Source organism: Variovorax ginsengisoli, from assembly GCF_030811835.1.
GTDB classification, from domain to species: domain Bacteria; phylum Pseudomonadota; class Gammaproteobacteria; order Burkholderiales; family Burkholderiaceae_C; genus Variovorax; species Variovorax ginsengisoli_C.
Map to the genome: position 1 here is coordinate 363,025 of NZ_JAUSRO010000006.1, position 11,792 is coordinate 374,816.

Below are 11,792 nucleotides of genomic sequence, written 5' to 3' on the forward strand. Positions count from 1 at the left end.
GCCATTTGTCAGGCGCGCGCAAGTCAAAGCGCCATACTGGCGGCATGCCGGCGTCGACCGGCAACCACGGAGACAAGACATGAGCCGCTACGACGATTTCTATCGCCAGTCCATCGACGCGCCCGAGGCCTTCTGGGCCGAAGAGGCCCGCCGCATCGACTGGCACACGTCCCCCACCCAGATCCTGGATGCGAGCCGCCCGCCCTTCGTGCGCTGGTTCGCGGGCGGGACCACCAATCTGTGCCACAACGCGATCGACCGGCATCTGGCGGCGCGCGGCGATCAGCCCGCGCTGATTTACGTCTCCACCGAAACGGGTGTCGAACGAACCTGGAGCTTTCGCGAAATGCATGCCGAGGTGCAGTGCATGGCCGCCAGCCTGATCGAGCTGGGCGTGGGCCGGGGCGACCGCGTGCTGATCTACATGCCGATGATCCCGCAAGCCACGTTCGCGATGCTGGCCTGTGCGCGGATCGGCGCCATTCACTGCGTGGTGTTCGGTGGTTTTGCCAGCGGTTCGCTGGCCACACGCATCGAGGATGCCCAGCCCAAGGTGGTGGTGAGTGCCGACGCTGGTTCGCGCGGCGGCAAGGTCATCGCGTACAAGCCGCTCCTCGACGAGGCGATACGCCTGTCGGCCTTCAAGCCAGCGGCCGTGCTGCTGGCCGACCGGGGACTGGCACCGATGGACCTCGTCGACGGACGCGACCATCGCATGGAGGCACTCGCTGCACGCCACGCCGGTGCCCAGGTGCCGTGCACCTGGCTCGAATCGACCGAGATCAGCTACACGATCTATACCAGCGGCACCACCGGCAAACCCAAGGGCGTGCAGCGCGACACGGGCGGCTATGCGGTCGCGCTGGCTGCCAGCATTCCGCACATTTTTGCAGCCAGGCCAGGCCAGACCTTCTTCTGCACGAGCGACATCGGCTGGGTGGTCGGCCACAGCTACATCGTCTACGGCCCGCTGATCGGCGGCATGGCCACCCTGCTGTACGAAGGCCTGCCGACGCAGGGCATCGATGGCCAGCCCGACGGTGGTATCTGGTGGCGGCTGGTGGAGAAGTACAAGGTGAGCGTGATGTTCAGTGCGCCGACGGCGGTCCGGGTGCTCAAGAAGCAGGATCCGGCGCTGCTCAAGCAGTACGACCTGTCTAGCCTGCATGCGCTGTTCCTGGCAGGCGAACCGCTGGATGAGCCCACGGCGCGCTGGATCAGCGAGGGCCTGGGCGTGCCGATCGTCGACAACTACTGGCAGACCGAATCCGGCTGGCCGATCATCACCATTGCCAACGGGGTCGAGAAAAAACCCGGCAAATTCGGGAGCCCGGGCCTGCCGATGTATGGCTGGCGCGTGAAGGTCGTCAACGAATCGACGGGCGAAGAGCTGACCCAGCCGGGTGAGAAGGGCGTGGTCGTCATCGAGGGCCCGACCCCACCAGGCTTCATGCAGACGCTCTGGAAGGACGATGCGCGTTTCGTCGACACCTACTGGAAGAGCGTGCCCGGCCCGGGGGTCTATTCGACCTTCGACTGGGGCATTCGCGATGCCGATGGCTATTTTTATATCCTGGGGCGCACGGACGACGTGATCAACGTCGCCGGGCACCGGCTGGGAACCCGCGAGATCGAAGAGAGCATTTCCGGCCATGCCGGCGTCGCCGAAGTGGCGGTGGTGGGCGTGGCAGATGCGCTCAAAGGGCAGGTGGCCGTGGCTTTCGTGGTGCCGCGCAACACGGCCGTGGCGCAAGGCGAGGGCGCGATGCAACTCGAAGGCGAGATCATGCTGCGGGTGGCCGGGCAGCTTGGTGCGCTCGCGCGCCCCGCGCGGGTGCATTTTGTCGGGGGCCTTCCAAAGACGCGCAGCGGCAAGTTGCTGCGCAGGGCGATCCAGGCCGTGTGCGAGCGGCGCGACCCCGGGGACCTCACCACCCTGGACGACCCGGCCCTGCTCGAGCGCATCCGGGAACACATCACCGGCTGAGTGGTTGTCACAAGGCCGCGACATGTCATCGAACCGACGTGGCACAATGCGAGAGTACTCAGGCCCTTCCCTAGCCACAGTCGCATCCGCCAACCGGTCCAGCCGTGTCGCGGAAGGTTTCTTAAACCAGCTAATGCTTCCCCAAGGGAAGCGAAAGTCAGCGGAATATGAGCAATTCCTCGACGTCCAACGTCACCCAAGCCTATCAAGGCAGCACCTACCTCTTCGGCGGCAATGCGCCCTATGTCGAAGAGATGTACGAAAACTACCTCGCCAATCCCGGCAGCGTGCCTGACAACTGGCGCGAGTATTTCGACGCGCTCCAGCACGTGCCCGCTGCCGACGGCAGCGACGGTAAGGACGTCGCCCACCTTCCCGTGGTCAATGCCTTCGCCGAACGTGCCAAGGCCGGCACCACCAAGGTGGTGCATGCCAGCGGTGCGGACTCCGAACTCGGGCGCCAGCGCACGGCGGTCCAGCAGCTGATCGCCGCCTACCGCAATGTCGGTGCCCGCTGGGCCGATCTGGACCCGCTCAAGCGCACCGAGCGCCCGGCGATCCCCGAACTGGAGCCGTCGTTCTACGGCCTGCGCGACGCCGACCTCGAGACGGTGTTCAACACGAGCAACACCTTCTTCGGCAAGGACACCATGTCCCTGCGCGACCTGCTCAACGCCCTGCGTGAAACCTACTGCGGCACCATCGGCGCCGAGTACATGTACACGACCGACCACCAGCAGAAGCGCTGGTGGCAGGAGAAGCTGGAAACGGCGCGCACCAATCCGAAGCTCAATGCCGAGCAGAAGAAGCACGTGCTGGAGCGCCTGACGGCCGCCGAAGGCCTGGAACGCTTCCTCCACACCAAGTACGTCGGCCAGAAGCGCTTCTCGCTCGAAGGCGGCGAAAGCTTCATCGTGTCGATGGACGAACTGATCAACGAAGCCGGCGTCAAGGGCGTGCAGGAAATCGTGATCGGCATGGCCCACCGCGGTCGCCTGAACGTGCTGGTCAACTCGCTCGGCAAGATGCCTGCGGACCTGTTCGCCGAGTTCGATCACACCGCCCCTGAAGACCTGCCCAGCGGCGACGTGAAGTACCACCAGGGCTTCAGCTCCGACGTGAGCACGCGCGGCGGCCCGGTCCACCTGAGCCTCGCGTTCAATCCGTCCCACCTTGAAATCGTCAACCCGGTGGTCGAAGGCTCGGTGCGTGCCCGCATGGACCGCCGTGGCGACCCGCTCGGCAAGCAGGTGCTGCCGATCATCGTGCACGGCGATGCCGCCTTCGCCGGCCAGGGCGTGGTCATGGAAACGCTGGCACTGGCCGAGACGCGTGGTTACTCCACCGGCGGCACGGTGCACATCGTCATCAACAACCAGATCGGCTTCACGACCAGCGACCCGCGCGACAGCCGCTCGACGCTGTATTGCTCGGACATCGTCAAGATGATCGAGGCGCCGGTGCTGCACGTCAACGGTGACGACCCCGAAGCCGTGGTGCTCGCCACCCAGCTCGCGCTGGACTTCCGCATGGAATTCCAGAAGGACGTGGTTGTCGACATCATCTGCTTCCGCAAGCTGGGCCACAACGAGCAGGACACCCCGTCGCTCACCCAGCCGCTGATGTACAAGAAGATCGCCCAGCACCCCGGCACGCGCAAGCTGTACGCCGACAAGCTGGCCGCGCAGGGCCTGGGCGACACGCTCGGCGACGACATGGTCAAGGCGCAGCGCGCCGCCTTCGACGCCGGCAAGAACACGTCGGACCCGGTGCTCACCAACTTCAAGAGCAAGTACGCGGTCGACTGGAGCCCCTTCCTCAACAAGAAGTGGACCGACGCCGGCGACACGGCCATCCCGACGGCCGAGTGGAAGCGCATCGCCGAGAAGATCACGACAGTGCCGGCCGGCTTCACGGTGCACCCGCTGGTCAAGAAGGTGCTGGACGATCGTGCCGCCATGGGCCGGGGCGATGCCAACGTCGACTGGGGCATGGGCGAGCACATGGCCTTCGCCTCACTGGTGGCCAGTGGCTATCCGGTTCGCCTTTCGGGTGAGGACTGCGGCCGCGGTACGTTCACGCACCGCCACGCCGTGCTGCACGACCAGAACCGCGAGAAGTTCGACACCGGCACCTACGTGCCGCTGCAGAACGTGGCCGACAACCAGGCCCCGTTCGTCGTCATCGACTCGATCCTGTCCGAAGAAGCCGTGCTGGCCTTCGAATATGGCTATGCGTCGAACGACCCCAACACGCTCGTGATCTGGGAAGCGCAATTCGGCGACTTCGTCAACGGCGCACAGGTCGTGATCGACCAGTTCATCGCGTCGGGCGAGGTCAAGTGGGGTCGTGTCAACGGCCTGACGCTGATGCTGCCGCACGGCTACGAAGGGCAGGGACCGGAGCACAGCTCGGCGCGCCTGGAGCGCTTCATGCAGCTGAGCGCCGACACCAACATGCAGGTCGTGCAGCCGACCACGGCCAGCCAGATCTTCCACATCCTGCGCCGCCAGATGGTGCGCAACCTGCGCAAGCCGCTGATCATCCTCACGCCCAAGTCGCTGCTGCGCAACAAGGATGCGACGTCGCCGATGTCGGAATTCACCAAGGGTGCGTTCCAGACGGTGATCCCGGACCCGAAGGAGCCCAAGGCCGAGAAGGTCAAGCGCGTGATCGCCTGCTCGGGCAAGGTCTACTACGACCTGAACAAGAAGCGCGAGGAGAAGGGTGCAGACGACGTGGCGATCATTCGCGTCGAACAGCTCTATCCGTTCCCGCACAAGGCCTTCGCTGCCGAGATCAAGAAGTACCCGAACCTGGTCGACGTGGTCTGGACGCAGGACGAGCCGCAGAACCAGGGCGCCTGGTTCTTCGTTCAGCACTACATCCACGAAAACCTCCAGGACGGCCAGAAGCTCGGTTACTCGGGCCGCGCGGCTTCGGCATCGCCGGCCGTCGGTTACTCGCACCTGCACCAGGAACAGCAAAAGGCGCTGGTCGATGGCGCATTCGCCAAGCTCAAGGGATTTGTCCTCACCAAGTGAGTTGGCGCCTTTTCTTGAACACCCCACACAATAAATCGGAGCCCTCTCCCAATGTCTATCGTTGAAGTCAAAGTCCCCCAGCTGTCGGAATCCGTGGCTGAAGCCACCATGCTCACCTGGAAGAAGAAGGCCGGTGAAGCCGTGGCCGTCGATGAAATCCTGATCGAAATCGAGACCGACAAGGTCGTGCTCGAAGTGCCCGCTCCATCGGCCGGCGTGCTCGTCGAGATCGTGCAAGGCGATGGCGCCACCGTGGTGGCCGACCAGCTGATCGCCAAGATCGACACCGAAGGCAAGGCCGGCGCTGCGGCACCGGCGCCCGCTGCTGCCGCTCCCGCCGCCGCTCCGGCGCCGGCCCAGGCCGCGGCCGCCGCCACCGGCGGTGCCAAGTCCGACGTCGCCATGCCTGCCGCTGCAAAGCTGCTGGCCGACAACAACCTGTCGACCGGCGATGTGGCCGGCACGGGCAAGGACGGCCGCGTGACCAAGGGCGACGTGCTCGGCGCCGTGGCTTCCGGCACGACCGCCAAGGCACCGGCTGCTGCGCCCGCACCTGCCGCCAAGCCTGCGCTGCAGCAAGTCGCTGCACCATTGAGCCCGCAGGACCTCGGCGACCGCCCGGAACAGCGCGTGCCGATGAGCCGTCTGCGCGCGCGCATCGCCGAGCGCCTGCTGCAATCGCAGTCGACCAATGCCATCCTGACCACCTTCAATGAAGTCAACATGGCCCCGGTCATGGAGATGCGCAAGAAGTTCCAGGACGCGTTCACCAAGGAGCACGGCGTCAAGATCGGCTTCATGAGCTTCTTCGTGAAGGCCGCAGTGCACGCGCTGAAGAAGTTCCCGGTCATCAACGCCTCGGTCGACGGCAACGACATCGTCTACCACGGCTACTTCGACATCGGCATCGCCGTCGGCTCGCCGCGGGGTCTGGTGGTGCCCATCCTGCGCAACGCCGATCAGATGAGCTTTGCCGAGATCGAAAAGAAGATCGCCGAATTCGGCAAGAAGGCACAGGACGGCAAGCTGGGCATCGAAGACATGACCGGTGGCACTTTCTCCATCTCCAATGGCGGCACCTTCGGCTCGATGCTGTCGACGCCCATCATCAACCCGCCGCAGTCGGCCATCCTGGGCGTGCATGCGACCAAGGACCGCGCGGTGGTGGAGAACGGCCAGATCGTGATCCGCCCGATGAACTACCTGGCCATGAGCTACGACCACCGCATCATCGACGGCCGCGAAGCCGTGCTGGGCCTGGTTGCCATGAAGGAAGCGCTGGAAGATCCGTCGCGCCTGTTGTTCGACATCTGAGGACGCACACAGATGGCTGATACCAAGCAATTCGACGTCGTCGTCATCGGCGGCGGCCCCGGCGGCTACATTGCCGCCATCCGTGCGGCGCAACTCGGCTTCAACGTCGCCTGCGTCGACGAGTGGAAGAACGCCAAGGGCGGCCCGGCACCGGGTGGCACCTGCACCAACGTCGGCTGCATCCCGTCCAAGGCGCTCCTGCAATCGTCCGAGCACTACGAGCAGGCGCACCATCACTTCGCCGACCATGGCATCCAGGTCGAAGGCCTGACCATGGACGTGTCGAAGATGCTGGCGCGCAAGGACACCGTCGTCAAGCAGAACAACGACGGCATCCTGTACCTGTTCAAGAAGAACAAGATCACCTTCTTCCACGGCCGCGCATCGTTCGTGAAGACCGACGCCACTGGCTACGAGCTGAAGGTCGCGGGTGCTGCCGAAGAGAGCATCTCGGCCAAGCACGTGATCGTGGCGACCGGTTCGAATGCGCGTGCGCTGCCGGGCACGCCGTTCGACGAAGAGAACATCCTGTCGAACGACGGCGCGCTGCGTGTGGGCGCCGTACCCAAGAAGCTGGGCCTGATCGGTGCCGGCGTCATTGGCTTGGAAATGGGTTCGGTCTGGCGCCGCCTGGGTGCTGAAGTCACCGTGCTCGAAGGTCTGCCGACCTTCCTGGGTGCAGTGGACGAGCAGATTGCCAAGGAAGCCAAGAAGGCCTTCGACAAGCAGGGCCTGAAGATCGAGCTCGGCGTGAAGGTCGGCGAGATCAAGTCCGGCAAGGACGGTGTGAGCATCGCTTACACCACGGCCAAGGGCGAAGCCCAGACGCTGTCGGTGGACAAGCTGATCGTCTCGATCGGCCGCGTGCCCAACACCATCGGCCTGAATGCCGAAGCCGTGGGCCTCAAGCTCGACGAGCGCGGCGCCATCGTGGTGGACGACGACTGCAAGACCAACCTGCCCAACGTCTGGGCGGTGGGCGACGTGGTGCGCGGACCGATGCTCGCGCACAAGGCCGAGGAAGAGGGCGTGGCCGTGGCCGAACGCATCGCGGGCCAGCACGGGCACGTCAACTTCAACACCGTGCCGTGGGTGATCTACACCTCGCCGGAAATTGCATGGGTCGGGCAAACCGAGCAGCAGTTGAAGGCAGCGGGCCGGGCGTACAAGGCCGGCACCTTTCCGTTCCTGGCGAACGGTCGCGCGCGCGCGCTGGGCGACACGACCGGCATGGTCAAGTTCCTGGCCGATGCCACGACCGATGAAATCCTGGGCGTGCACATGGTCGGTCCGCAGGTCAGCGAGTTGATCTCGGAAGCCGTGGTGGCCATGGAGTTCAAGGCAAGCGCCGAGGACATCGCGCGTATCTGCCACGCGCACCCTTCGCTGTCCGAAGCCACCAAAGAAGCTGCGCTGGCTGTCGACAAGCGCACGCTGAACTTCTAGAGAAAGCTGGCGCCGCGGAGCCTGCCTCTGTGCGGGCCCCCGCGGCCGCCACCGACCATCTTGAACGTCAAACAAGCGTACGAAGCGGAACTCGTCACCCGCGGCTTTCGCAGCGACCCTGCCCAGTTGCGCGCAGTGGAGGCGCTCCAGCGATGTGCCGATGAGTGGGCCGAGTACAAGGCCCAGCGGTCTAACGCGCTCAAGAAGCTCATCCATCGGCCGGAAGTGCCGCGTGGCGTCTACATGTACGGCGGCGTCGGGCGTGGCAAGAGCTTCCTGATGGACTGCTTCTACAACGTCGTGCCGATCAAGCGCAAGACACGGCTGCATTTCCACGAGTTCATGCGCGAGGTGCATCGTGAGCTGCGCGAGTTGCAGGGTATCGTCAATCCGCTGGACGAACTCGGCAAGCGCATTTCCAAGCGCTACAAACTCATCTGTTTTGACGAATTTCACGTGGCGGACATTACCGACGCCATGATCCTGCACCGACTGTTGGCAGCGTTGTTCGACAACGGCGTGGGTTTTGTCACGACCTCCAATTTCAAGCCCGACGACCTGTATCCGGATGGGCTGCATCGCGATCGCATCCTGCCGGCGATCGCGCTGCTCAATGAGCGGCTCGAGGTGCTGAGTGTCGACAACGGAACCGACTATCGGCGCCGTACGCTCGAGCAGGTGCGTCGCTATCTCACGCCGAATGGCCCCGAGGCCGACCGTGAAATGGACGAGGCGTTCAATCAGCTGGCCGAAACCGCCGATGAAGATCCGGTTCTGCACATCGAGTCTCGCGAGATCGCGGCCCGCCGCAAGGCCGGCGGCGTGGTGTGGTTCGACTTCCGCAGCCTTTGCGGCGGACCTCGATCGCAGAACGACTACCTGGAGATCGCGACGCAGTTCCATACCGTGCTGCTGTCGGACGTGCCCGAAATGTCCGTCGGCCGGGCGTCGGAGGCGCGGCGCTTCACCTGGCTGGTCGACGTGTTTTACGACCGGCGCGTCAAACTGATCATGTCCGCCGAAGTGCCACCGGAGGCGTTGTACACCGAAGGCCCGCTGGCGCACGAGTTTCCGCGCACGGCGTCACGGCTCAACGAAATGCAGTCGGCCGAGTTCCTCGCGCTGGAGCGCCGGACCGTCGATACTCGCCTGACATGAAGATACTGCTCTGTGCCCTGTCGATCGCCGTTGCCGCCGTGCCGTTGCTGGGTGCACCCGACGCCGCCGCGCAGGCGCAAGCAACGGCGGGCAACACCGATTTCGCTGCCGAGCGTGCGCGCCTGGCGGCTCAGCGGCAGGCCATGGAGCAACGTGTCAAGACGCAGCAGGCCGAGTGTTACCAACGGTTTGTCGTCGAGTCCTGCCTGAGCGACGTTCGGGCGCAACGCCGCAAGGAAGACGAGGACATCAAGCGCCAGGAAGCTGCGATGAATGACATCGAGCGTAAGCAGCGGGGTGCCGCGCAGCTCGATGCGCTGGACCAGAAGAACGCCACGCCGCGGCCAGAGGATGCGCTGGAGACGCGTGCGCGCTCCGTCGAACAGCAAGCGCAACGCGAGCAGCGTGCGGCCGACAATGCGCGCAGCCGCGAAGCTGCAGCAGCAGAAAGCGCACAGAAACGCCGTGATTTCGAGAGCAAGCAGCGCACGGCTGCCCAAGACCAGGCCAAGGCGGCCGAACGCCGCGCCGAAAGCCCGGCCCTGGCGCGCGACTACGAGCAGAAGCTGCAGAAAGCCGCCGAGCATCGCGCCGACGTCGAACGCAAGAACGCAGAGCGCACCAAGCCGCGCTCGGCCCCCCTGCCTGCGCCGCCCTGAGCGTGTCCCAGGCTCCTAGCCTTTCCGCACAGGTCCGCGACGTCTTTGCGCAGGGCGGGGTGCTCTCACGCGCCGCTGATGAATTTCGTGAGCGCGGCGGGCAGACCGACATGGCGTTGGCGGTTGCGCGAACCATCGAGGACGGTGGGGTGCTGGTGGTCGAGGCCGGGACCGGCGTTGGCAAGACTTTTTCCTATCTGGTGCCCGCGCTGCTGAGCGGCGAGCGTGTGCTGCTGTCTACCGCCACCAAGACGCTGCAGGACCAGCTCTTCGGGCGTGACCTGCCGCGGTTGGTCGAGGCGTTGGGGCTGCCTGTACGTACCGCGTTGCTCAAGGGGCGTGGGAGCTATCTGTGCCTGCACCGTTTGCATCAGGCCCGGCACGACCCGTCGCTGCCCGAGCGAGGCAGCGTGCGCGCGCTGGCCAAGATCGAGCAGTGGGCCTTGGCCACACGCACGGGCGACCTGGCCGAGCTGCCCGGCCTGGACGAGCGTTCGCCATTGATTCCGCTGGTCACCTCGACGCGCGAAAACTGCCTGGGCGCCCAGTGCCCCGAGTTCAAGCCCTGCCACGTCAACCTCGCGCGGCGCGAGGCGCTGGCCGCCGACCTGGTCGTCATCAATCACCATCTGTTCTTCGCCGATCTGGCCGTGCGTGAATCCGGCATGGCCGAATTGCTGCCCAGTGTGCGCGTGGTGGTGTTCGACGAGGCTCACCAGCTCAACGAGACGGGCGTGCAGTTCCTGGGCTCCCAGCTGGGCACGGGCCAGGCGCTCGACTTTGCGCGCGACCTGCTCGCCACCGGCCTCCAGCAGGCCCGAGGCCTGGTCGATTGGAGTGCATTGGTGGCCGGCGTCGAGCGTGGCGCGCGGGAGTTGCGCCTGGCCGTTGGCAAGCAGTGGCCGGGCGCCAAGCTGCGCTGGCCCCATGCCGGCGCGCCGGAAGGTGTGCCCCTGCACCCTTGGCAGGACGCGCTCGACATGCTGCAGGCCGCGTTCGAGCAGGCCGCCGAGGGCCTGGACACCGTCAGCGAGATATCCCCCGACTTCGTGCGGCTGCACGAGCGCGCAACGCAACTCGCCGAGCGTTCGGCGCGCTTCGCCCAGCCCTGCGCACTCGCTTCGGTACGCTGGGTTGATGTCGGTACGCAGTTGCGGTTGGTGGAGTCGCCGTTGGACATTGCCGAGGCCGTGCGCACGCGGGTGCTCAAGCGCGATGCACAGGACGCGGAGTCGAACGGACGCGCGTGGATCTTCACCTCGGCCACGCTGGGCGATGATCCGCGCTTGCGCTGGTTCACCGAGCCCTGCGGGCTCGACGACGCCGAGGTGCTGCGGGTTCACAGCCCCTTCGATTACGCGTCGCAGGCGGCGCTGTACGTACCGCGCACCTTCCCCAAACCAAACGATCCGGCTCACAGCGGTGCCGTCGCCACGCTTGCGGCGCGGGGTGCCAGGGTGCTGGGCGGCCGCACGCTGGTGCTGACCACCACGCTGCGCGCGTTGCGAATCATCGGCGATGTGCTGCGCCAGCAGCTCGAGGCGATGGATGCGGCCGAGCGGCCCGAGGTCTTGGTGCAGGGCGAACTGCCCAAGCGGGTGCTGATGGACCGCTTTCGCGAGGGCGCGAGCGCTGGGCGTGCAGGCTGCGTGCTGGTGGCGTCGGCGTCGTTCTGGGAGGGCTTCGATGCGCCTGGCGACGCACTGCAGTTGGTGGTGATCGACAAGCTGCCGTTTCCGCCGCCCAACGACCCGCTGGTGGAGGCGCGTTCACAACGCCTGGAGGCGCAAGGCCGCAATGCATTCGGGGAGTATTCGCTGCCCGAGGCGGCGGTGGCGCTCAAGCAAGGGGCCGGACGCCTGATTCGACGTGAAAGCGATCAGGGCGTGCTCGTGATCTGCGACACCCGTCTGGTGGCGATGGGTTATGGCAAGCGCCTGATCGCGGCGCTGCCGCCGATGCGTCGACTCGACGGCGATTCAGACTTCGAGGCGGCGATCGAAGCCTTGCGTTGACCTCCCGCGAGTCCCACGAGAGGCAGCGAGGAAGGCAAAAGCCGCTGAACCTGAGAGGCCCTTAGGCTCTTCTCACCAGACCTTCCACCAGGGGTCGTCCTTGGCGCGGAATCCGCGCGCGAGGTACTCGCTCTGGGGGTAGTTGGTGACCAGCACGCGTTGGGCATCG

General features: G+C 65.5%; 7 protein-coding genes. All 7 read left to right on the plus strand.

What is annotated here, in order from left to right:
• Positions 1 to 79: 79 nt before the first annotated feature.
• The 7 genes from J2W36_RS11950 (at position 80) to yoaA (ending at position 11,623) form a co-directional block, all read left to right on the plus strand.
• Complete coding sequence (locus J2W36_RS11950) at positions 80 to 1,987, plus strand: propionate--CoA ligase (RefSeq protein ID WP_307689933.1); 1,908 nt, start codon at positions 80 to 82, stop codon at positions 1,985 to 1,987.
• Positions 1,988 to 2,154: 167 nt separating this feature from the next.
• Positions 2,155 to 5,031, plus strand: coding sequence for a 2-oxoglutarate dehydrogenase E1 component (locus J2W36_RS11955; RefSeq protein WP_307689934.1), 2,877 nt, complete (start codon positions 2,155 to 2,157; stop codon positions 5,029 to 5,031).
• 51 nt (positions 5,032 to 5,082) lie between these two features.
• Positions 5,083 to 6,345: a 2-oxoglutarate dehydrogenase complex dihydrolipoyllysine-residue succinyltransferase gene (odhB, locus tag J2W36_RS11960; RefSeq protein ID WP_307689935.1), complete on the plus strand. Its 1,263-nt coding sequence runs from the start codon at positions 5,083 to 5,085 to the stop codon at positions 6,343 to 6,345.
• A gap of 12 nt (positions 6,346 to 6,357) precedes the next feature.
• Positions 6,358 to 7,791, plus strand: a complete 1,434-nt coding sequence (lpdA, locus tag J2W36_RS11965; RefSeq protein WP_307689936.1) for a dihydrolipoyl dehydrogenase — start codon at positions 6,358 to 6,360, stop codon at positions 7,789 to 7,791.
• A gap of 60 nt (positions 7,792 to 7,851) precedes the next feature.
• Entirely contained in the window at positions 7,852 to 8,949 is a 1,098-nt protein-coding gene (gene zapE / locus J2W36_RS11970) for a cell division protein ZapE (protein WP_307689937.1), read from the plus strand.
• Positions 8,946 to 9,608, plus strand: a complete 663-nt coding sequence (locus tag J2W36_RS11975) for a hypothetical protein (RefSeq protein WP_307689938.1) — start codon at positions 8,946 to 8,948, stop codon at positions 9,606 to 9,608. The genes zapE and J2W36_RS11975 overlap by 4 nt, the downstream gene beginning before the upstream one ends.
• A gap of 2 nt (positions 9,609 to 9,610) precedes the next feature.
• Positions 9,611 to 11,623, plus strand: coding sequence for a DNA repair helicase YoaA (gene yoaA / locus J2W36_RS11980; RefSeq protein WP_503169904.1), 2,013 nt, complete (start codon positions 9,611 to 9,613; stop codon positions 11,621 to 11,623).
• Positions 11,624 to 11,792: the final 169 nt, after the last annotated feature.

Bases quoted from the DNA above. Each gene is read 5' to 3' on its own strand.
- J2W36_RS11950 (WP_307689933.1), top strand. From the start codon at position 80: ATGAGCCGCTACGACGATTTCTATCGCCAGTCCATCGACGCGCCCGAG.
- J2W36_RS11955 (WP_307689934.1), top strand. From the start codon at position 2,155: ATGAGCAATTCCTCGACGTCCAACGTCACCCAAGCCTATCAAGGCAGC.
- odhB (WP_307689935.1), top strand. From the start codon at position 5,083: ATGTCTATCGTTGAAGTCAAAGTCCCCCAGCTGTCGGAATCCGTGGCT.
- lpdA (WP_307689936.1), top strand. From the start codon at position 6,358: ATGGCTGATACCAAGCAATTCGACGTCGTCGTCATCGGCGGCGGCCCC.
- J2W36_RS11975 (WP_307689938.1), top strand. From the start codon at position 8,946: ATGAAGATACTGCTCTGTGCCCTGTCGATCGCCGTTGCCGCCGTGCCG.